Genomic DNA, 22,041 nt, shown 5'->3' on the forward strand with positions numbered 1-22,041 from the left:
CCGGTCGGCAAGTAAGAACCAAGGCCATCAGAGAAGAGGCTACCCATGTCGGGGACGACGACTGCGGACTCAGCGCCACCGGGCGCGGCGGAGTCGAGAAGCACGCGATCGATCTACATCGCGATCATCGGCCTGATGCTCGGCATGTTCCTCGCGATGCTCGACAACCTGATCGTCGGCACCGCGCTGCCGACGATCGTCGGTGATCTGGGCGGCCTCAGCCATCTGGCCTGGGTCGTCACCGCTTACACCCTCGCCACGGCGGCCGCGACGCCGATCTGGGGGAAGCTCGGCGACCTGTACGGCCGCAAGGGCATGTTCATGGCGTCCATCGTCATCTTCCTCGCGGGATCGATGCTGTCCGGGCTGTCGCAGAGCATGAACCAGCTCATCGGGTTCCGGGCGCTGCAGGGCCTGGGCGCCGGCGGCCTGATGGTCGGCGCGTTCGCGATCATCGGTGACCTGGTTCCGCCCCGCGAGCGCGGCCGCTTCCAGGCGATCATCGGCGGAATGATGCCGATCGCGTTCGTCGGCGGCCCGCTGATCGGCGGGTTCCTCACCGACCACCTCAGCTGGCGCTGGACCTTCTACGTCAACGTGCCGATCGGCGCGGTCGCCCTGCTCGTCACCGGCCTGGGCATGCGCCTGCACACGCCGCACATCAAGGCGAAGATCGACTTCATCGGCGCGTTCCTGCTGACGGTCGGCGTCGTCGCCCTCACCCTCGTCGCGAGCTGGGGCGGCACCCAGTACGACTGGGGGTCCGCGCAGATCATCGGCCTGGCGGTCACATCGGTCGTCGCCCTGGTCCTGTTCGTCTTCGCCGAGGCACGCGCCGCCGAGCCGATCCTGCCGCCGCGCCTGTTCCGCAACCGCAACTTCACGGTCGCGCAGATCCTCAGCTTCTTCGTGGGCGCGGCGATGTTCGGCGCGGTCAACTTCCTCCCGTACTACATGCAGGACGTCCAGGGCGCCTCGGCGACGACGAGCGGCCTGCTGCTCCTGCCGCTGATGTTCGGCATGCTCGTCGTCATGCTGACCACCGGCCAGCTCATCGCCCGCAACGGCCGCTACAAGCTGTACCCGATCATAGGCGGCGCGATCATGACCGTGGGCATGCTCGTCCTGCTCATGCTCAAGGTGGACACCAGCACGGCGATGAGCTCCGCGCTGACGCTCGGCGTCGGTCTCGGCATGGGCTTCATCATGCAGAACACCACGCTCATCACCCAGAACAGCGCCGAGCTGCGGGACATGGGCGCGGCGAGCGGCTCGGTCACCCTGTTCCGTACGGTCGGGGGCTCGCTCGGCGTGGCCCTGTTCGGGTCGATCTACACCAACCGCCTCGAGCACACCGTCGGTGACCGGCTCGGCGCCGAGGCCGCCCACAAGATCTCCTCTGGCGGCGCCCACCTGACGCCGGCGATGCTGCACACGCTGCCCGCGCCGGTACGGGAGGCGTTCGAGGCCGGTGTCACCAGCGGCCTGCACGGGACGGTCATCGGCGGAGCGGTCGTCGCCTTCGCCGCGTTCATCGTCGCCTGGTTCGTCCGCGAGGTGCCGCTGCGCGGCTCCGCGCCCAAGGGCTCGAAGGAGCAGGCCGCCGAGACCATCGCCGAACCGGCGATCTGATCTCGTCCACGACAAAAGGGGGTTCCCGCCGGGAGCCCCCTTTCGCTACTTCGGGACCCCGTCAGCGGGGGAGCGTGCCGAAACGCGATTTGGCGCCGAGGCCGAAGACGCTCGCCTTGATCAGCTTCGTTCCGGTGCCGGTGCCGGTGCCGGTGCCGGGCGTCACGGCCGGGGCCGGGGACGCACTGCCTGCGGAAAATGATTACCTTTCTTCTTGACTGCTGCCCCTCCTGAAGGAGGGGGATCCCGTCGGCCTTGTGGCCGATCCGGCTAGGCCGGGCGCCTCGCGGCGTGGGTTTCCTGTTTCAGCGCCGGCTGCGGAAGGGAGGGCCCTTGCCGTCTGACACCAGCTCCACAGGCATCACCAGGGTCACCCCTGGCTACGGCTCGACCAGCCGCAAGGATGTTCTTGGCCGCGTTGATGTCCCGGTCGTGCCGGGTACGGCAGCCCGGACACGTCCAGCGCCGGGTGGAAAGACTCAGCTCCGCGAGCAGGTGTCCGCAAGCCGAGCAGGTCTTGGTGGAGGGGTACCAGCGGTCGATGACCACGAGGGTGCGCCCGGCGCGTTCGGCCTTGTACTCCAGTTGCCTGCGGAACTCACCCCAGCCCGCGTCGCTGATGACGCGCGCCAGCGCATGGTTCTTGACCATGTTGGTGACCGCGAGGTCTTCGATCACGATGGTGTCCGCCCTGCGGACAAGGCTGGTACTAACGCGGTGCAGGAAGTCGGCGCGGGCGTTACGGACCTTGCGGTGGGCGCGGGCGACCTTCGCCTTGGCCTTACGCCGGTTCATGCTCCCGCGCTCGCAGCGGGCCATCCGCCGCTGATAGCGGGCGAGATTGCGGGCCTTACGCTCCAGATGCCGGGGATTGGCGATGCGCTCCCCGTCCGAGGTGACCGCGAAGTCCTTCACCCCGAGATCGACGCCGATGGCGTGCTCGGCCTGGTCTATGGGGTCGGGCGCATCGGTGTCGATGGCGAACGTCACGTACCAGCGGCCATCCGCCTCACGCGAGATGACGACCATGGTGGGGTTGAGCGTGGACGCCTCAACTTCGTCGAAGGACCACACGAACCTCAGCGGCGTGGTGGTCTTGGCCATGTACAGCTCGCCGTTCTTCATGCGGAACGCCGAGCGTGTGTAATGCGCGGACTGCCGGGAGTTGCGGTTCTTAAAACGCGGATACTTGGCGCGGCCGGCGAAGAAGTTCGCGAACGCCGCGTGCTGATGCCGCAGCGTCTGCTGCAACGGAACCGAGGACACCTCGGACAAGAACGCCAGATCCTCGGTCTTCTTCCACCCGGTCAACGCCGCATCGGTCTGCCTGTAAGAGGTCTTCTCGCCCCGCTCGTGATACGCCGCGTGGCGTTCGGCGAGGGTCATGTTCCACACCAGGCGCACACACCCGAACGTGCGGCTGAACACCGCCGCTTGCTCGGGGTCCGGGTAGGCCCGGCACTTGTACGCCGTCCGCATGACCGACACCTTACAACTGTCACGCGGATATGTAAGTCGAATGGCCGAATGTCGGCGGACTTCGTTCTTGGAACGTCACGGCTACGCCGGGCCGTTCCTGGCGGAGCCCTAATTTCTCCTCGGCCTGAAGGCCGAGGCATCCTTCGGAGAACTTGGTGAGCGAACGCCGTACGGAGACCACCACCGCCCGGCTGGCCCGGCTCGGGATCACCGACGTCGCCGAGGCCGAGCGCCGCCTGACGGGCCACGGGCTCGGCGACGGCCTCCTCGACGCCCTCGGTGCCGCCGCCGACCCGGACCTGGCCCTCGCAGGCCTGCTCCGGCTGCTGGAACGCACCGACATCCGGGACGAGCTGACCGCCGACCCGGACGCCCTCGGCCGGCTGATCGCCGTTCTCGGCGTCAGCGCCGCGCTCGCCGACCACCTCGTGCGGCATCCCGGCCACTGGCGGGTCCTCACCGGCCCGGCGGCGCTCCAGCGCCCGACCGCCGACGAACTGCGGACCGCGCTGCTGGACGCCATCGGCGCCGATCCGGCCGACCCCGCGCCACGCGCCGCAGGGCCGGACGCGATGATCGCGCTCCGGGCCGCGTACCGGCGGGCACTGCTGCACCTGGCGGGCCGCGACCTGACCGGCGCCGCGGACGTCGAGGAGGTCGCCGCCGAACTCGCCGACCTCGCGGCCGCCGCACTCGAGGCCGGCCTGGCCATCGCCCGCGCTGAGCTCGGCGAGCAGGCCGACACCTGCCGGCTCGCCGTGATCGGCATGGGCAAGTGCGGCGGGCGCGAGCTGAACTACGTCAGCGACGTCGACGTCATCTTCGTCGCCGAGCCCGCGCCCGGTCAGGACGAGACGGCCGCGCTGCGCGCCGCGACACGGCTGGCCTCCGGGATGATCCGGGCCTGCTCGGCGAGCACCGCCGAGGGCGCGCTGTGGGAGGTCGACGCCGCGCTGCGCCCGGAGGGCAAGGCGGGACCGCTCGTACGGACGCTCGCCAGCCACCGCGCCTACTACGAACGCTGGGCCAAGACCTGGGAGTTCCAGGCGCTGCTGAAGGCCCGGCCGGTCGCGGGGGACCGGGAGCTGGGCGAGGAATACGCCGCGACCCTCGCCCCGCTCGTCTGGCGGGCCGCCGAACGGGAGAACTTCGTCGAGGACGTCCAGGCGATGCGCCGCCGGGTCGAGGAGCACATCGACCCGGACAAGGCAGGACGCCAGCTCAAGCTCGGCCCCGGCGGGCTGCGGGACGTGGAGTTCGCGGTCCAGTTGCTCCAGCTCGTGCACGGGCGTACGGACGAGGGACTGCGCGGGCCGAACACGCTGATCGCCCTCAAGAAGCTGTCCTGGGGCGGGTACGTCGGCCGGGCCGACGCCGCCGCGCTCGCGAACGCCTACCGGTTCCTGCGGCGCGTCGAGCACCTCATCCAGCTCCACCGGCTGCGGCGTACCCACCTGGTGCCCGAGGACCCGGCCGACCTGCGGCGCCTGGGCCGGGCGCTGGGCTTCCGCACCGACCCGGTGGGGGAGTTCACGGCCGAGTGGCGGCGGCACGCCCGCGAGGTCCGGCGCCTGCACGAGAAGCTCTTCTACCGGCCACTGCTGCTGGCCGTGGCCCGGCTGCCGGGCGACGAGGCGCGTCTGACCCGGCAGGCGGCCCGTACGCGGCTGGAGGCGCTCGGCTACGCCGACCCGGACGGCGCGCTGCGGCACCTGGAGTCCCTGACGTCCGGGGTCTCCCGGCGCGCGGCGATCCAGCGGACGCTGCTGCCCGTCATGCTGGGCTGGTTCGCCGACGGCCCGGACCCCGACGCCGGGCTGCTCGGCTTCCGGCAGGTCAGCGACGCGCTCGGCACCACCCCGTGGTACCTGCGGCTGCTGCGCGACGACGTCACCGTGGCCGAGCGGATGGCGCACGTGCTGTCCTCCAGCCGCTACGCCACCGACCTGCTGCTCCGCGCGCCCGAGGCCGTCACCCTGCTGGCCGGCGACGCCGAGCTGACGCCACGGTCGCAGGAGGCGCTGCGCACCGAGGCGCTGGCCGCGGTGGGCCGGCACATGGGCGCGGCCGCCACCCGCCTGCAACTCGATCCGGCGGCGGACGCGGTCACCGCGGTGCGCGGCATCCGCCGCCGCGAGCTGTTGCGCGTGGCGGTGGCGGACCTGCTCGGCCGCCTCGACGTCCGCGCGACCGGCGAGGCGCTGACCGCCATCGCGATGGTCACGCTCGAGGCGGCGCTGTCGGCCGCCATCGCCAAGATCGAGATGGAGCGGCGCTCGCCGCTGCCGACGCGGTTCGCGGTCGTCGCGATGGGCCGCCTCGGCGGGTACGAGCTCGGCTACGGCAGCGACGCGGACGTCATGTTCGTTCACGACCCGCTGCCCGGCGCCGAGCAGGAGGCGCCGGCCGCCGCGCACGCGGTCGCGGAGGAGCTGCGCAGGCTGCTCGCACTGCCCGCGCCGGACCCACCGCTGGTGATCGACCCGGGACTGCGGCCGGAGGGGCGGCAGGGCCCGCTCGTGCGCACCTTCGACTCCTACGCCTCCTACTACCGGCGCTGGTCCTCGCCCTGGGAGAGCCAGGCGCTGCTGCGCGCGGCCCCGGTCATCGGCGACGAGGAGCTCGGCGCGCGCTTCCGGGAGCTGATCGACCCGCTCCGGTGGCCGCAGGGCGGCATCGACGACCGCGCGCTGCGGGAGATCCGTCGGCTGAAGGCCCGCATGGAGGCCGAGCGGCTGCCCCGCGGCGTCGACCGCCGCCTGCACACCAAGCTGGGGCCCGGTGGCCTGTCCGACGTCGAATGGGTCGCGCAGCTGCTCCAGCTCCAGCACGCGCACGAGATCCCGCAGCTGCGCACTACGCGCACCCTCAAAGCGCTCGACGCGGCGGCGGCGGCCGGTCTGCTGGACCGCGAGGACGCCGTCCGGCTCTGCGACGCCTGGCGGCTGGCCACGCGCATCCGCAACGCCGTCATGCTCGTACGCGGGCGGGCCTCGGACACGCTGCCGACCGAGCACCACCGCGCGCGCTCCGCCGTGGCCGGCATCCTCGGCTACCCCGCCTCCGGCGACATGCTGGAGGACTACCGGCGCCACGCCCGCCACGCCCGGTCCGTCGTCGAGCGCGTCTTCTACGGGGACAGCGGAGGTTCATGAAGAGTTAACGCCCGGTCAATCCCAGGCCGCGCGGAGCCTGTCATGCGGGAGAATCCGGCGCGTGATCGTTAACCGGGCCGTCGCCGTACTCGCCGTTCTCGCGCTGCTGACCGGATGCGGCGGGGGAGGCGGGAAGGCGCCGACCCGCCACCGGGCCGCCACGACCGCGCCCACGCCCGCCGTCGCGGAGAACGCCCGGCCGGGCACCAAGGACTGGAAGGTCGGCAAGGCCGGCGCCGAACACGCCATCGAGGGCTTCGCGGACCGCGTGAGCGTGCTTCCGGGCGAGTCCTTCCGGCTGTTCGTGTCGACGACCGCCAAGGGCTACACCGTCAGCGCCTTCCGCATGGGCTGGTACGCCGGCGCCCAGGCGCGGAAGGTGTGGGCCTCGCCGCACCAGGCCGGGCAGAAGCAGGCGGGCGCGAAGACGGCCGGCGGCACCCACACCGTCACCGCGCCGTGGCAGCCCTCCCTCACGGTCTCGACCCGGGACTGGCCGGAGGGCTCCTACCTGCTGCGGCTGGACGCCGACTCCGGAGCCCAGCGGTTCGTGCCGGTCACGGTGCGGTCGGCCGCCACCGCCGGCAAGGTCGTCATCCTCAACGGCACGACCACCTGGCAGGCGTACAACATGTGGGGCGGCCGGGACCTGTACAAGGGGCCGGGCGGCTTCGACGGCCGGTCCCGGGCGGTCAGCTTCGACCGCCCCTACGACGGGAACGGCGCGGTCAAGTTCCTCGCCTTCGAACAGCCCGCCATCGCGCTCGCCGAGAAGACCGGGCTGCCCCTCGCGTACGAGACCGACAACGACCTCCACCACGACCCGCGGCTGCTCGACGGCGCCCGGGCGCTGGTGACCCTGGGCCACGACGAGTACTGGTCGACCGCGATGCGCGACGAGGCGACGAAGGCCCGCGACGCCGGGATGAACATCGCGTTCCTGGGCGCCAACGCCGTGAACCGGCACATCCGCTTCGAGGCGACCTCCCTCGGCGCCGACCGCCTCGTCGTCTGCTACAAGAGCGCCGACGAGGATCCGATCAAGGACCCGGCCGAGAAGACCCAGGACTGGCGCCTGTCGCCGAAGCCCCGCCCCGAGAGCGCCCTGATCGGCATCATGTACACCTGCTTCCCCGCCGACGGGGCGTGGAAGGTGTACCAGCCGGACAACTGGGTGTTCGCGGGCACCGGCGCGCGCGAGGGCGAGGAGTTCCCCGGCGTGATCGGCCCGGAGTCCGACGCGGTCACGAGGGGCGGTCCGACGCCGCGGCCGATCGAGGTGCTGGCCCACTCCACCGTCGGGTGCGGCACGTCCACGACGACCTCCGACGCGACGTACTACACCGCCAAGAGCGGGGCCGGGGTGTTCGCCACGGGAACGATGCGCTGGGTCTGCTCGATGCGCGGCAGCGCCTGCGGCCACGGCGTCACCGGGAAGGCGGCGACCTTCGTCTCCAAGGTCACCGAGAACGTCCTGCGCGCCTTCGCCGCCGGCCCCGCCGGCCGGGCCCATCCGGCACGGGACAACGTCAAAAAGATCAAGCCGGCCGGGACCGGAACGGCTCAGGGCGCGGATCTCGATTAGGCGCGATCCAGGTCCAGCAGCGCTCGCTGGCGTTCGAGCTGCGCGGAAACGAAGGTGTTGCCGTTGCGAGTGTCGTATCGAGCGGCCAGCGTTCGCAGCGGTACCGCCAACCGATCGGCCAGTGCGATGGCCTCGTACCGGCCCGACGGCTCGTGCGCGTGATGCCACTCAGGCAGCCGTAGCGTGATCTTCGCCGTCCCCTGTCCGGCGAGCGCCTCCACCACCAGCCACACCGCGGTGTCCAGCTCGTACCGGAGGTGATCGGTGCGTTCACCGGCCAGTGCCAGATGCCGTTCGAGCAGCGGCAGCGCCTGAACGGCTTGACCGGTGGCGGCCAGGAAGGTCAGGTGGGGCGCGAGCTCGTCAAGTGCACTGGGATCTCCGGTGACCAGGCGAAGACCACGTCGGTGCTGAACGCCGGCCTCTTCCGCCCTTCCCTGCCGGAGCAGTGGGGCCAGCGCGTGGGCGAGTATCCACTCCTTCATCCCGTCGCAGCTGCTGTCGAATGCCGACGCGGTGCCATCGAGCACCGGTTGGGCCGCGGCGAGCGCCTCCTCGTCGTTGCCGATGGCCAGGAGCCATTCCATGACGCCTGCGGCTTCGCAGGTGTCGCAGTCGTACAGGCAAGACCTGTTGGAGTTCATCACCTCCTTGTCGCGGGGCAGTGACCGCCAGGCGGCGAACATGCCCGCCGCCCGGTCGAGGTCGCCGACGCACATGAGAACGTACTGGCCCCGTTCCAGCATGCCGCGGGGCGGATACCCGGCGCGGCGATGGCGCTGCGTCAGATCGTCGAGGAGCCGGTCGATGTCGATCCGGGAGATCTCAGGAAGGTGAGGCATCTTCTGGAGAATGGTCATGGCGACCTCCAGCAGACGGTCTCCGTAATGGGCGGGCAGCTCCGACCCCTTGCTGTCGAAGGTGGCCAAGCACCAGGAGAGTGGTACCAACGCCCGCTCGACGAGATGCAGATTGCCCAACACCGCGGCGAGCTGGATCCGGAAACGGAAGCTGTGCCGCAGGTCGCCGATGCTGTCGGCCAGGGATATGCCTTCCTCCAGCAGTGGAACATGGCGCGGCAATGATTGCCCGTTCCATGGCAGGTCGCGATGCGCCTGCCACAGGTTCTGGATCCGCTCCTGCGCGGTCACGGCCTCGGCTCCTCGGGTTGTTCCACGAGCCCGATGACGACGTCGTTGAGTAGCCCGAGCTCGAGCTCCCGCAGTGTGTGGTGCCCCAGCAGCAGTGCCTGCAGGTACAACAGCTGAACCGCGCGGCGGACACGTGCGCCGCCGGCCGCGCCGACCTTCGGCTCGGCGGCGGTCTGGGCCTGGGCGGCGAGGGTACGCACGACCGGGTTGTTCAGGTTGAGGAGCAGCCGCGTCGCGGGAACGCGGGGAAGCCCGCCGGACATCGCGTCGAGCACACCGCCCCAGGGGCTTTCGCCCGGTGTGAACATCTCCCGGGTGAGGTCGAGCTCCCGGTGGAAGCGACCATCGCTCGTGGTGATGTACATGGCGGGAAGGTTGTCCGGCGCGAACGCACGCGCTTCCACGGCACAGCCGAGCGGTTGCAGAGTCAGGTCCGCGGTGCGCACCAGGTCGTGTACCTGCGCGCGCTCCTCAAGGGTGAGGCCGGCGAACGTGTCGGCGACGTCGGTCGGGTCGAGCTCGGCGATGCCGAGTTCGGGCCGCACCGACGCGAGGCGCTCCAGGAGGTCGGCGAGGTGGACGTAGCCGGCGTTGACCACGCAGCGCCCCTGAGCAGCCGCGATCGGGGCGATCTGCCGGAAGTCGTCGACCCGGCGGAGGAAGCGCAGTTCGCCGAACCGGCGAGCGTGTTCGCCAACGGTCATCTGCCCGAGCGACGTCTCCAGCGGCAGCCAGTCAGCGAACAGGCGGAGGCATTCGGTGTCGTGCACGGCGAGTGCCGCGATGCTCTCGTGGTGCGTCCTCAGGATGGCTTCCAGCCGATCGGGCCGGATGCGAGCCAGCTCGACGAGATGGTCGCGCACGCAACGCCCCAACTGCTCGCGTACGGCATCGAGCCGTTCGTCGTCGCGAAAGCCGTCACGGGCGGCAGTGGGTTGCAGGTCGTCGGCATCGACCACGCAGCGCACGAAGAACGCCCAATCGGGGAGGAGCCGATCGGCGGACTCGGTCAGCAGCATGCGCCTGAGGTACACGCGGTGGGTCTGCCGGTGCGCCGGGATGGCGGTGTACGGCAGTACGAAGGCCACTCCCCGCACGCCGTCGGCGTGCAGGTGGATCACCTCGAGCGGGTCGAGCTCGAAGACCCGCCGGGCATAGCCGCGTGCGATGGTGCGCTGCTGCTCCAGGGAAGCTCCCTCGGGCTCCCACGGCGGCGTTTCCTCCCCGGCGATCTCGTGCACGTGGCCGGTGCCGTCGTGGAGGCGAACGGGCACCGGCAGCAGCTCGCCATAGTGCCGGGCAAGGCCGAGCACGTGGTCGCGCGCGACCTGATGCTCACAGCCCGGCCGGGCACGCACGTGCACACGGGTGCCTGGAGTGAGGTCGGCGTCGAGGACGGAGGTGTCGTAGGTGCCGTCCGCCCGTCCTCGCCAGCGCAACACCGGGGAGTCCGGAGTTGCCGCCGAGCGGGTGATCACGGTGATCTCGTCGGCGACGAGGAAACAGGCGAGCAGGCCGATGCCGAAGCGGCCGATGAAGTCGGCCGGTGGTTCCAGGCCATCGGGTCCGACGCGTTTGGAGCTGCGGCCGATGGTGGCGAGCAGGCTGTGCAGCTCGGCCTCGGTGAGCCCGATACCGTTGTCGGTGACGATGAGTGTCGGTGGTTCGCGGTGGGACTCGCGCACCTCCAGCTCGACCGTGCCGGCGTGCGCGGGCTCCAGAAGGCGGCGAGCGGAAATGGCGTCGACGGCGTTCTGGAGCAGTTCCCGCACGTAAACGTCGGGGCTGGCGTACAGATGTTGCGAGAGCACCTCGACGAGGCCTCGCAGGTCTACCTGGAACGTGTGGTCGGTAGCGCTGGTCAGCGACACGTCGTCAGAGCCTTCGGTGCGGTATCGGAGGGCGGGTCAAGATCACGCCGATTCTAGCCACGGTGCAACGGCGCCGGTGGACGGCTTGAAGGTGCCGGTCCGGTGCGGCTTTGAGGAACGATCTGAAGCCGGGCGTCTTCAGACGGCCGTCGACGTGCCGCCCGTGTCGGTGGAGAAGATGCGGGCGGCCGGGCCGAGCCGGGGGATGATCATCCGTACCGTGCGCGTGGCCGCGTAGCCGGCGCCGAGGGTGACGACACCGCCGATGGCGTCGAGCATGTAGTGGTTCGCGGTGCCCAGGATCACGAGGACGGTCGCGACCGGGTAGCAGTAGGCCAGCCACCGGAACCTGTTCGGCCGCGTGACGTCGGCGATGGCGATCGCGCACCACAGCGACCACCCCGTGTGCAGCGACGGCATGGCGGCGTACTGGTTCGACACCGAGGCGATCGGCGAGGCGCCGGACTCGTACAGGCCGCCGGTGTGGAACGTCAGCACCGTGTCGACGAAGCCGGGCACCATGCGCGGCGGCGCGAGCGGATACAGCCAGAATCCGATGAGGGCCAGCACCGTCGCCGCGAAGATCAGTCGCCGGTAGAACACATAGCGTTCCGGGTGGCGTATATAGAGCCAGACGAGCACGCCGATGGTGAGGACGAAGTGCAGGCTGGCGTAGTAGTAGTTGGCGCTGACCCCGAGCCACCGCACATCGGTGAAGAGCCGGTTGATCGACAGCTCCACGTTGAGGTGCAGCAGCCCCTCGAGGTGGAGGATGTCGTGCCCGCGCTGGAGCGCCGCCGTGTGGTTGGGCGGCACGAGATTGCGGACCAGGGAGTAGGCGCTGTAACACAGCGCGATGAGCAGAATCTCGCGGTAGAACCGGGGGCGTTTCGCGGTCTGCCCTTCCGCGCGCGCCCCCGTCGTGTCGCCCGTGGCGACTGGCGCAACGGCCGACCTCGACATGATCCCCATGGTCTCAGATCGAATCGGGTGAGCCGTCACTATTCATTGTCTTGTTTGTCACTTTGTGATCTTTCAGTCGTGCGGTCACGGTCATCTTGAGATGCGGGAACATGCAGGTGGCCAGCGCACCGGCCGTGATCACGATGCCGACCGCTGCGTCCAGGAGGTAATGATTGGCGGTCGAGAAGATCACCAAAATTGTCACGATTGGGTAAAGGGTTGCGATCGCTCGTACCCATGGACGGCGCGAAAGCGTCACCACCGCGACCGCGCACCACAATGCCCAGCCCGCGTGCATTGAGGGCATTGCCGCGAACTGATTGGTCAGCGAACCCGCCTGCGGCGACGAATACAGGCCGAACGTGTGCAGCGCCGTCACCGGGTCGGTGAAACCGCGATCGCTGAGGAAGCGCGGCGGCGCCAGCGGGTACACCCAGAAGCCGATCAGCGCGATCCCCGTGGCCACCATGAGGGAGGTGCGCAGCCGGCGGAAGTGCTGCGGCCGTCGCCGGTAGAGCCACACGAGCACCGTGAGCGTGACCGCGAAGTGCGCGGTGGCGTAGAAGTAGTTCGCGAGCCGGGCCAGCGACGGCTCCCGCATCAGTGTGTGGTTGAGGTTCAGCTCGACGTCGATGCCCAGCGCGTGCTCCAGCCGCAGGATCTGCCCCGCGTGCGCGTACGCCGCCGGCTCGTCGTGCGGGATCAGCAGCCGGACGAGCGTGTACGCGCAGTAGAACGCGGCGGCCAGAGCGATCTCCCGCCACAGCCGCAGCGCCGACGGCGCCGAGGACGGGGCGCTCGGCGGTCGGCGCGTGGGATGAGGGTGGGGGGCGGCGAGCTGGGCCATGATGTCAATCTTGGACGAGCCACACCATTCTGTGATCATCTCCAGGAATGGTCTGTGACTCGGCCCAGGAGAGTACGGGCCTAGTCCTCAGGGGGGATACCGGCCGCTATCGGTCCCACCAGATCGTGACCAGGGTACGGCCGATCGTGCCGGGAAACGCCACGCGCCCGCCCGGCGGGCACGGATCCACGCCGAGCTCGAGCAACGCGGCCGTCACGTCGTCCGTCCGCTCGGGCGGCAGGCCGAGGCGACGGCGTACGCGCTCCGCGAGGGCGGCCAGGTCGGGGTAGCCGCCCCATCCCTGTTCGTCCACCCACATCTCGCGCGCGGGGCGCACACCGGCGGCGCGGAGCGCCTCCACCGCGTCGTCCGCCGTCGGCGGCGCGGGCCGCGCGACGCCGTGGAACCTCTCCCACAGCGGGCTCAGCGCGTGCTGCGGATGCCGCTCGGGGATCTCGATGACGACCCGGCGGCGGGCGTGCCCGGTGAGCGCCGCGGCGAACGGCGCCAGGTCCGCCGCTCCGTACAGCACGTGGTGGCAGACGACCACGTCCGCCGGTGGCGCCTCGACCTCCGGCCACGAGCCGCGTACGGTCCGGACCGGCACCCCCACGCTCTCGGCGTTGCGGCGCAACGCGGCCAGCAGGTGCTCCTCGTGGTCGACGCCGACGATCAGACCGGCGCGCCCGGCGAGCGGAAGAGAGGCGCCGCCGGAGCCACAGCCGACGTCCAGCACGGTGCCGTGATCGGGCAGCGCCTCGCGCTCCCGGGCGAACGACCGGCTGCCTGACGGCACGGTGGTCTCCGCGGCCGCCGGCCGCGCCTCCCGGCGCACGCGCGGTCCGCCGGAGGCGTTCCACGCGACGACGGCGCGCCGCCACCGCTCGAGGCCGTCCACGCCCACACGATACGGCCCTGGTGGGTCAGGACGGCGCCATGACCGAGCCGGGGCCGCCGCGTCGTGACCAGCACGATGCCTCGGCCCGCACGGCGCCATGGCCCGCACGGCGCGCCGGGGCCGCTTCGTCGTGCCCGGCAGGGGCGCGCGCCCCCAGCGTCTCGGGGACCGGCTCAGGACGGGTCGGGCAGCACCTGCACGGAGGGGGTCTCCTCGCGCAGCGCGCGGCCGACCGTGCAGTGGTTCTCGTGCACGCGGTGCGCCACGTCGGCGAAGACCTGCGCGGCCTTCTCGTCCCCCTCCGGGAGCTCCACGTCGTACGTGACGGTGATCGTGCCGAGCTTGGTGGGCGCGACCTTCTCCGCCGCCACGGTCGCGGCGAGCCTGACCAGCCGGTGACCACGCTTGGCGGTCAGGGGCTCCACCGTCACGATCTCGCAGCCGCCGAGCGCGGCGAGCAGCAGCTCCACCGGAGTGAAGACGCCGTCCTGACCTGCGTCGCCGAAGGCGACCTCCGCGCCGCGGTCGTTGCGGGCTACGAAGCCCCCGTCATCCGTGCGCTCCACCCGAACCGAAGCCATGGCCCCTCCTCTGCAGTCGCTGGTCACTAACCATGGTCCCCGGTCAGTTGTTCCAGCCACGTACGCGCCTGGGCGATGTGCGTCTCGGTGAGACCGTGGAGCGGATCCACCGGGACGATGAGGTACGGCCCCAGCCCGGAGTCCTTGGCGAGCACCTCGGGGACGTCGGGCTCGTCCTCCAGCCACACGAACGGCCGCTCGCCGACCCAGGAGGCCACGTGCCGGGCCTTCCACGCCCCGAGCGAGAACTCCGGGTCATGTGGCGGGATCGGAACCCACCGCAGTTGGGGAAGCCCGACCCGCGGGCCGATCCAGTCGTTGGCCGCATCCGTCCAGTAGCTCGCCCACACGATCTCCGCGCCCGTGTCCGTCGCGAGCCCGGTGAGCAGCGGCCCGTGCGCGGGGTTGAGCAGCAGCCGGTAGACGGCGCCGTTGGGCGATGCACGGTACCGCTGATAACCGGGGGAGCGTTGTAGAGGGTTGAGAACACCGTCCACGTCGAGAAGCACCAGCGGCGTGTCCATGACTTCGGACGCTATGCCAGTCCCCCCGGTCTGGACCAGTGCCCGCCGAAAGAACAATTGATCAATTCCCCCGCGAGGCCGGGCGCCGGTAAGGCAGGCCCTTCCTCATCGAGCGGTTCCACCGCCTCGCGCGGGTCGTGCGGGCTTATCGCGGCCCTCGTGCGGCACGAAGATCGCGAAGGCGTCCTCCTCGGTGCAGCGTGCGTTGAGGCAGTAGTCGGCCCACGCCGCGGCCTGCTCGAAGGTCGAGTCCGTGGCGATGCGAGCGGCGGCCGCCTCCACGTCCAGCAGGGTACGGCGCAACTCGACGCCCGGCCCGAGCAGCGCCCAGTGCGCGCCGGCCCTGCCGTACGGCATGCCGACGCTTCCCGGGTTCACCACGAGCCGACCCGCGGCGAGCCGGGTGAACGGCATGTGGGTGTGGCCGCACACGATCGTGGTGACCGCGGGATCGACATCGGCGAAGACCTCTGCCCACCTCTTGACGTCCGAGTCGACCAGCACCACCTCCTCATCGTCCCGGGGCGTTGCGCCCGCGCCGGCCTGGTGTTCACGGCCTGGTGTGCCGCGTACGCCCACGCCGATCACTGGGGTCAGGACCAACGGATCCATAAGAAACCGACCCGCCGCCCAGAGGGCGACAGGCCGGCCATTTCTAGCTGTTGGCTAGGCGTGCTTGCCGCTCGTGCAGATCCACGAGTCTCCGCGCTTCTCCATCGGCTCTCCACACTGCCCGCAGGGCATTCGGGTTACCCCTCTCGTTTGAGGTTTTCGCCAGATGGCTCACTGGCGATACCTACCGTGCCTCTTCGGCCAGGGGCGGCAAGCCGGTGTGAGCAGGGTCATACCTGGAGCGCCTCGCGGAGCGGGCGGCGTCGTTGCGCCGTGGATCACCGTTGCTGGAGCCACGAAGATCCTCGGCCAAAGCTCGCGGGAATGCGCTGCCGGACGATGGTCGGCAGCCCCGGGTCTGCGCTCTCACGACTCCGGCCGCAGGGTGCGGGGCGGGATGCCGCGGTCTGATCGCTGCGTGGTCAGGCGCTCTCGGCGTCGGTGCGGATCAGGCCTGGGCCCGCGTCGACGACCGAGTCCCCGGGGGCGATGTCGTGGCCGTTCTCGCAGCGTAGAACGGCGTGTACGGGGGCGCCGCAGTCCCGGTGGCGGACGATCACTGGCGGTCCCTGCTCGTCGGTGGCCCAGGTGTCGCCCCATTGCCGCAGCGCCATGATCACGGGATACAGGTCGCGGCCCTTCGCGGTCAGCCGGTAGGCGGAGCGGGTTCGCTGGCCGGGCTCGCGGTAGGGGAAGCGCTCCAGCAGTCCCGCGGCGGTCAGTTCCTTCAGGCGGGCCGCGGTGGCGGGCTCGCCGATGCCCACCCGTCGCGCGAAGTCGTCGAATCTGCGCGTGCCGAAGAACGCCTCCCGCATGATCAGCAGCGCCGACTTGGTGCCGACGACCGCCAGCGTACGGGCGATCGAGCAGTTGGCCATGGACCAGGCGTCGCGGTCCTCCAACAGGTCACTCATGTCTTGATCTTAACCTGACTTGTGTGGATATAAGCCAGAGTTGTAGCGTAGTAGCTGGCTTTCGTATGCATTAGCCAGGTGGCCGTGCGGGCCGCCCGAACATGTCGAGGAGAACGCACATGACTGCGATCGAAGGTTCTGTCGCCCTGGTCACCGGAGGTCAGCGCGGCATCGGCAAGGCGTTCGTCGAAGAGCTGCTGGCCCGGAAGGCGAAGAAGGTCTACGCCACCGCGCGCAAGCCCGGCCCAAGCCACGATGAGCGGGTAGAGGTCCTCGCCCTGGACGTCACCGACGACGCCTCGGTCGCCGCCCTGGCCGAACGCGCCCGGGATGTCGACACGGTCTTCAACAACGCCGGTGTCCTGTACCGCGCCCCCCTGCTCACGTCGGACATCACACAGGTCAAGGAGATGTTCGACACCAACGTCTTCGGCCCGCTGCGCATCGCCCAGGCGTTCGCCCCGGTGCTGGCGAACAACGGCGGCGGCGTCCTGGTCGACATGCACTCGCTGCTGTCCTGGTCGGCCGGAGGCGGCGGCTACGGAGCCTCCAAGGCCGCCCTGTGGTCCTTGACGAACTCCCTGCGCATCGAGCTCGCCGCGCAGAACACGCAGGTCGTCGGCGTCCACCTGGGCTTCGCGGACACCGATATGGTCTCGGCCATCCCCGTCGAGAAGATCTCCGCCGCCGACGTCGCCCGCATCGTCCTGGACGGCGTCGAACGCGGCGACAGAGAAGTGCTCGTCGACGACGTCACCCGCAAGATCAAGTCCGCGCTCTCCGGCCCCGTGGAGGGCCTCGCCCTCGGCATCGGCCGCTGACCCGCAGCGCCCTCGGCGCTCCACCCGACCCGACCTGGGAGAAAACCATGCCGCTCTGGCACGTCTACCACCCGCCCGGCACCTACAGCCCGCAACAGAAGCAGCGACTCGCCGACGACATCACCGGGTTCTACACCGACCGCGGACTGCCGAAGTTCTACGTCGTCACGCTCTTCCACGAGATCGACGCGTCCTCCTTCTACGTCGGCGGCGAGCCCTCGCAGAACGCCGTGCGCTTCGTGATCGAGCACATCGCCCGGCACGCCAAAGACCCGGCCGGGCGCAAGCGGACCGGCGAAGCCCTCGCCCGGCTGCTCGCCCCCCACACCAAGGACCGCGGCCTGTACTACGAGTTCCACGTCGACGAAACGCCGCGGGACCTCTGGATGACGGACGGAATCGCGCCGCCCCCGTCGGGGAGCGAGGCCGAGCGGCACTGGGTGAGGGAGAACCGCCCGAGCCCCTACCCACCGGACGGCGAAAGGCCGCCGACCGCGTCCTGAACGGACGGACGGTCGACGGCCTCGCGCGGACGTCAGTGCCCTAGGCGATCGCCTGAGGGCCGATCAGACGTCGTAGTAGAGCTCGAACTCGTGCGGGTGCGGGCGGAGCCGGATCGGGTCCAGCTCGTTCTCGCGCTTGTAGGCGATCCACGTCTCGATGAGGTCGGGCGTGAACACGCCGCCCTCGAGGAGGTAGTCGTGGTCGGCCTCGAGCGCGTTCAGGACGGCCTCGAGCGAGCCCGGCACCTGCGGGATGTTGCGCGCCTCCTCCGGCGGCAGCTCGTACAGGTCCTTGTCCACCGGCTCCGGCGGCTCGACCTTGTTCTTGATTCCGTCGAGGCCGGCCATCAGCATGGCCGAGAACGCGAGGTACGGGTTGGCGGACGGGTCCGGCACCCGGAACTCCAGGCGCTTGGCCTTCGGGTTCGACCCGGTGATCGGGATGCGGACGCAGGCCGAGCGGTTGCGCTGGGAGTAGACGAGGTTGACCGGCGCCTCGTAGCCCGGGACCAGGCGGTGGTAGGAGTTCACCGTCGGGTTGGTGAAGGCCAGCAGCGACGGGGCGTGCTTGAGCAGGCCGCCGATGTAGTAGCGGCCGATGTCCGACAGGCCCGCGTAGCCGACCTCGTCGTAGAAGAGCGGCGAGCCGTCCTTCCACAGAGACTGGTGGCAGTGCATGCCGGAGCCGTTGTCACCGAAGATCGGCTTGGGCATGAAGGTGACCGTCTTGCCGGCCGAACGGGCGACGCTCTTCACGATGTACTTGTAGAGCATCATCTTGTCGGCCATGGTCAGCAGCGTGTCGAAGCGGATGTCGATCTCCGCCTGACCGGCCGTGCCGACCTCGTGGTGCTGCATCTCGGTCTCGATGCCGCACTCGATCAGCTGGCGGACCATCTCCGAGCGCAGGTCGGTGAAGTGGTCCATCGGCGGCACCGGGAAGTAGCCGCCCTTGTACCGCGGCTTGTAGCCGAGGTTGCCGCCCTCTTCCTTGCGGCCGGTGTTCCACGCGCCCTCGATGGAGTCGATGTGGAAGTACGACTCGTGCTGCTTCGTCTCGAAGCGCACGTCGTCGAAGATGTAGAACTCCGCCTCCGGGCCGAAGAACGCCGTGTCCGCGATGCCGGTGCCGCGCAGGTAGTCCTGGGCCTTGCGAGCGACGTTGCGCGGGTCACGGGTGTACGCCTCGCCGGTCAGCGGGTCGTGGACGAAGAACGTGATGTTCAGCGTCTTGTGCTGGCGGAACGGGTCGACCACAGCCGTCGACGGGTCCGGCAACAGCAGCATGTCCGACTCGTGGATCTCCTGGAACCCACGGATGGAGGAACCGTCGAACATCAGCCCGTCGGTGAAGACGTTCTCTCCGAAGTTCTCCACCGGGAACGTGAAGTGCTGGGTCGTGCCGGGCAGGTCCGTGAACCTGACATCGACGAACTGCACCCCTTCGTTCCTGATGTAGGACAGGACCTCTTCGGCGCTGTTGAACATCCAACCTCCTTGGGGCGCTTTTTTGCGTTTAGAACGCTAGGTGCTCGCCGTTTCCGAGCCGTGTCCCATGTGTTTCACGTGTGTTACGGCGGACCTGGAACCGGCCCGCCGGGGTTGCCCGGATAACTTTGAGGGTATGAGTGAACGTCGGCGCTCGGCCGGATCATGGATCGAAGGGGCCCGCGCGGCGGGCGTGGACCTCGGGTACCCGGGCGAGCGCCTCGGCCTTCCCCGGGAGGGGGCGGGCTCCGTCGCGGGGTACGGCCGCCGGCTGGGGGCCCTGGTGATCGACTGGCTGATCGCGCTGCTCGTCGCCGCCGTCCTGTCGGGCGCGTTGCACTGGAGCGCGCAGGCCCGCAGTCTCCTCACGCTCGGGGTGTTCGGCGTGCTGACGTGGCTGCTCACCGGCCTCATCGGCACGACGGCGGGCAAGGCGCTGTGCGGGCTGCGCGTGGTCCGTACGGACGGCCGCCCGCTGGGCCCGCTCTGGGCGTTCGTGCGCGCGCTGCTGCTGGTGCTGGTCGTGCCCGCGCTGATCTGGGACCGGGACTACCGCGGCCTGCACGACCGTGCGGCCGGCGGTGTCGTCGTGCGCCGCTGACCTAGGGCCCGTCGCGCAGTAGGACAGCGGGGCTTCGAGACAGGCCCTGGACCGGCGCTCTAGCGGGTGCGGGGCTTGGGGCCCTTCGGCATGCGGGCGCCCTTCGGGATGGGGCCCTTGGGCATCTGCATCGCCTGCGGCAGCGCGTTGAGCCGGTCGATCAGCTCGCTGACCTGATCCTTCTTGAGGTTGCGCGGGAGCCTGGTCAGGTGACGCTGCAGCTTGCTGATCGGGATCTGGCCCTCTTCCGAGCCGACCTGGATGTCGTAGATCGGCACCTCGGAGGCGGCCCGGGAGATGCGCTTCTTCTCGGCGCCGATGAGCTTGCCGACGCGCGAGGGCGGTCCCTCGGCGAGCAGGATCACACCCGGCTGCCCAATGACGCGGTGCACGACGTCCATGTTGCGGTTGGCCTGGACGGCCGGGGTGACGACCCAGCGGCCGCGCATGTTCTCCACGAGGGACGCGGCGGCGCCCGGCTGCCCCTCGATCATGGAGTACTGGGTGCGCTGCGCCATCTGACCGAAGATGATCATGCCGACGGCGATCGCGACCAGGACGCCCAGCGGGATCATGAAGAGCGCCTGGCCGAGGGCCAGCCCGAGGACCACGAAGAGGACGAGGGTGCCGATCGCCGCCGCGAAGACGATCGGCATCGCCTTCGGGTTGGCTTGGTGGACCAACGAGGCGACCATGCGGATCTGCTTGAGGCGACCGGGGCGCTCGTCCTGCGCGCCGTCCTGGGGCTTCTTTGCCATGGATGGAAGGATACGAGGGTTCGGGTACCGAGTCGAAAGCGGGCCATGCCGGCCGTTAACAAATTTCGATCCAGCCACAGGCCCCGTAAAGCGTTGACATGATCGAGTGCGCCGTCCTAGCGTCCCGATGCAGGTTTCCGCTGACCTTGGAGTCGTCATGGCCTGGTCCGATGTCCGTGCCTCGGCATGGAAGGTTCCGCTCCTCGTGTCCGTCGGTCTCGCCACGGTGGCGGCGACCCCGGCGACCGGTTCGGCCGCGGTGAGCGCCGCTGATCAGCCGCGCGTCGCCTACCACCAGTGGACGTCGGCCCGTGACTTCGCGGCCGGCTCCTCGGAAGGCGTCCGCCCGTACGGGGCCGGCGCCCTGACGATCGCGCACCCGGTCGGCAGCACCACCTACGCCGACCCGTTCGGCGGCGGCACCAGGACCTGGGACTACGCCCGCTGGACCTCCCCGACCGTGCCGGTCGGCTTCGGCGCGAGCCAACTGGTCGCATCGTGGACCGCGAGCACTCCGCACGGCAGCTGGCTGCAGGTAGAGATGCGCGGGCACACCGGCACGGGCACCGAGACCAAGTGGTACGTCATGGGCCGCTGGGGCGCCGACGACCCGAAGGCGGGCGGTGACATCCACCGCACGTCGGTGCCGGGGCAGAAGGACGACGACGGCAACGTCGACATCGACACCTTCGTCGCCAAGAACTCCCTGACGTCCTACCAGCTGCGCGTGACGCTCTACCGGCTGCCCGGAAAGCACGTACGGCCCGTGCTGCGCTCGGTCGGCGCGATGGCCTCGCTGCTGCCGGCCCGTACGACGGTGCCGGTCAGCCCGCTCGGCGGCGCGGAGGGCATCGAGCTGAAGGTCCCGGCCTACTCCCAGGAGATCCACAAGGGGCAGTACCCCGAGTACGACAACGGCGGCGAGGCGTGGTGCAGCCCGACCTCGACGTCCATGATCGTCGCGTACTGGAAGCGCGGGCCGTCGAAGCGCGACCTGTCCTGGGTCGACCCGTCGTACGCCGACCCTCAGGTCGACCACGCCGCCCGCAACACCTACGACTACAACTACCAGGGCGCCGGAAACTGGCCGTTCAACCCCGCGTACGCCGGACGGTTCGGCCTCAACGGCTTCGTGACACGGCTGCGCACGGTCGCCGAACTCGAGCAGTTCATCAAGGCGGGCATCCCCGTCGCGACCTCGCAGTCGTTCAAGGCCTCCGAGATGCCGGGCGCCGGGTACAGCACGAACGGCCACCTGTTCGTGGTCGTCGGGTTCACCAAGAGCGGGGACCCGATCATCAACGACCCGGCGTCACCCTCGGACGCGGCCGTGCGCCACGTCTACCCGCGCGCCAACTTCGAGAACGTCTGGCTGCGCAGCTCCTCCAGCGGAGGCATCGCCTACATCATGTACCCGCCCGGCCACCGTCTCCCGCCGAACGTCCCCGGACTCGACAAGAACTGGTGACCTCGCGCCCCTGAGACTTCTGTCCCCCCGGAACCCGGAAGAGGGGAACGCCCCGGCCCGGTGCCGGGGCGTTTCTCTTGGAACGACGTTCGGCCCTAGTCGGCCTGGCGGGCGGTGATGGCCTGCTGGTAGAGGCGGCCGGCGCGGTAGCTGGAGCGCACGAGCGGTCCGGACATCACTCCGGCGAAGC

Annotated in this window: 19 protein-coding genes; 7 read left to right on the top strand and 12 right to left on the bottom strand. The window is 70.0% G+C overall.

The window, feature by feature from the left end:
* Positions 1-45: 45 nt before the first annotated feature.
* Complete coding sequence (locus AB0I04_RS51085) at positions 46-1,632, top strand: MDR family MFS transporter (RefSeq protein ID WP_360902827.1); 1,587 nt, start codon at positions 46-48, stop codon at positions 1,630-1,632.
* A 270-nt stretch (positions 1,633-1,902) separates the two neighbouring features.
* Here AB0I04_RS51085 and AB0I04_RS51090 read toward each other — a convergent pair whose 3' ends face one another.
* Entirely contained in the window at positions 1,903-3,111 is a 1,209-nt protein-coding gene (locus AB0I04_RS51090; RefSeq protein WP_360902830.1) for an RNA-guided endonuclease TnpB family protein, read from the bottom strand.
* A gap of 152 nt (positions 3,112-3,263) precedes the next feature.
* Between AB0I04_RS51090 and AB0I04_RS51095 the strand changes: the two genes are divergently transcribed.
* Positions 3,264-6,266: a bifunctional [glutamine synthetase] adenylyltransferase/[glutamine synthetase]-adenylyl-L-tyrosine phosphorylase gene (locus AB0I04_RS51095; RefSeq protein WP_360902833.1), complete on the top strand. Its 3,003-nt coding sequence runs from the start codon at positions 3,264-3,266 to the stop codon at positions 6,264-6,266.
* 61 nt (positions 6,267-6,327) lie between these two features.
* A complete protein-coding gene (locus AB0I04_RS51100; protein WP_360902836.1) occupies positions 6,328-7,851 on the top strand; it encodes a N,N-dimethylformamidase beta subunit family domain-containing protein in 1,524 nt (507 codons plus the stop codon).
* Here AB0I04_RS51100 and AB0I04_RS51105 read toward each other — a convergent pair.
* From AB0I04_RS51105 to AB0I04_RS51145, 9 genes are all read right to left on the bottom strand, one after another.
* Positions 7,848-9,002 (bottom strand): hypothetical protein, encoded by a 1,155-nt coding sequence (locus AB0I04_RS51105; protein ID WP_360902839.1) that lies wholly within the window; start codon positions 9,000-9,002, stop codon positions 7,848-7,850. The genes AB0I04_RS51100 and AB0I04_RS51105 overlap by 4 nt on opposite strands.
* On the bottom strand, positions 8,999-10,873 hold the full coding sequence (locus tag AB0I04_RS51110) for an HSP90 family protein (protein ID WP_360902842.1): 1,875 nt from the start codon (positions 10,871-10,873) through the stop codon (positions 8,999-9,001). The genes AB0I04_RS51105 and AB0I04_RS51110 overlap by 4 nt, the downstream gene beginning before the upstream one ends.
* Positions 10,874-11,011: 138 nt before the next feature.
* Entirely contained in the window at positions 11,012-11,836 is an 825-nt protein-coding gene (locus AB0I04_RS51115; protein WP_360902845.1) for a phosphatase PAP2 family protein, read from the bottom strand.
* 13 nt (positions 11,837-11,849) lie between these two features.
* A complete protein-coding gene (locus AB0I04_RS51120; protein ID WP_360902848.1) occupies positions 11,850-12,683 on the bottom strand; it encodes a phosphatase PAP2 family protein in 834 nt (277 codons plus the stop codon).
* A gap of 106 nt (positions 12,684-12,789) precedes the next feature.
* A complete protein-coding gene (locus AB0I04_RS51125; protein WP_360902851.1) occupies positions 12,790-13,581 on the bottom strand; it encodes a class I SAM-dependent methyltransferase in 792 nt (263 codons plus the stop codon).
* A gap of 173 nt (positions 13,582-13,754) precedes the next feature.
* A complete protein-coding gene (locus tag AB0I04_RS51130) occupies positions 13,755-14,162 on the bottom strand; it encodes an OsmC family protein (RefSeq protein WP_360902854.1) in 408 nt (135 codons plus the stop codon).
* Positions 14,163-14,188: 26 nt separating this feature from the next.
* Complete coding sequence (locus tag AB0I04_RS51135; protein ID WP_360902857.1) at positions 14,189-14,686, bottom strand: HAD domain-containing protein; 498 nt, start codon at positions 14,684-14,686, stop codon at positions 14,189-14,191.
* Positions 14,687-14,791: 105 nt separating this feature from the next.
* Complete coding sequence (locus AB0I04_RS51140) at positions 14,792-15,289, bottom strand: metallophosphoesterase family protein (RefSeq protein ID WP_360902860.1); 498 nt, start codon at positions 15,287-15,289, stop codon at positions 14,792-14,794.
* A gap of 431 nt (positions 15,290-15,720) precedes the next feature.
* Positions 15,721-16,212, bottom strand: coding sequence for a helix-turn-helix domain-containing protein (locus AB0I04_RS51145; RefSeq protein WP_360902863.1), 492 nt, complete (start codon positions 16,210-16,212; stop codon positions 15,721-15,723).
* 119 nt (positions 16,213-16,331) lie between these two features.
* Here AB0I04_RS51145 and AB0I04_RS51150 point away from each other — a divergent pair, with 119 nt between their 5' ends.
* Positions 16,332-17,033 carry an SDR family oxidoreductase gene (locus tag AB0I04_RS51150; RefSeq protein WP_360902866.1) on the top strand — a complete coding sequence of 234 codons (702 nt, stop codon included), beginning with the start codon at positions 16,332-16,334 and terminating at the stop codon, positions 17,031-17,033.
* Between the two features lie 47 nt (positions 17,034-17,080).
* Positions 17,081-17,536, top strand: coding sequence for a tautomerase family protein (locus AB0I04_RS51155; RefSeq protein ID WP_360902869.1), 456 nt, complete (start codon positions 17,081-17,083; stop codon positions 17,534-17,536).
* A 63-nt stretch (positions 17,537-17,599) separates the two neighbouring features.
* Here the strand turns inward: AB0I04_RS51155 and glnA are convergent, their stop codons facing one another.
* The gene (gene glnA / locus AB0I04_RS51160) at positions 17,600-19,024 is read right to left on the bottom strand and encodes a type I glutamate--ammonia ligase (RefSeq protein WP_360902872.1); all 1,425 of its coding nucleotides are present in this window, start codon (positions 19,022-19,024) and stop codon (positions 17,600-17,602) included.
* Positions 19,025-19,160: 136 nt separating this feature from the next.
* Between glnA and AB0I04_RS51165 the strand changes: the two genes are divergently transcribed.
* Positions 19,161-19,625: an RDD family protein gene (locus AB0I04_RS51165; RefSeq protein WP_360902875.1), complete on the top strand. Its 465-nt coding sequence runs from the start codon at positions 19,161-19,163 to the stop codon at positions 19,623-19,625.
* A 59-nt stretch (positions 19,626-19,684) separates the two neighbouring features.
* Here the strand turns inward: AB0I04_RS51165 and AB0I04_RS51170 are convergent, their stop codons facing one another.
* Positions 19,685-20,383 (bottom strand): DUF4191 domain-containing protein, encoded by a 699-nt coding sequence (locus AB0I04_RS51170; RefSeq protein WP_360902878.1) that lies wholly within the window; start codon positions 20,381-20,383, stop codon positions 19,685-19,687.
* Positions 20,384-20,540: 157 nt separating this feature from the next.
* Here AB0I04_RS51170 and AB0I04_RS51175 point away from each other — a divergent pair, with 157 nt between their 5' ends.
* Complete coding sequence (locus tag AB0I04_RS51175; protein ID WP_360902881.1) at positions 20,541-21,851, top strand: C39 family peptidase; 1,311 nt, start codon at positions 20,541-20,543, stop codon at positions 21,849-21,851.
* Positions 21,852-22,041: the final 190 nt, after the last annotated feature.

The organism is Actinoallomurus sp. NPDC050550 (assembly GCF_040655075.1).
Classification (GTDB): domain Bacteria; phylum Actinomycetota; class Actinomycetes; order Streptosporangiales; family Streptosporangiaceae; genus Actinoallomurus.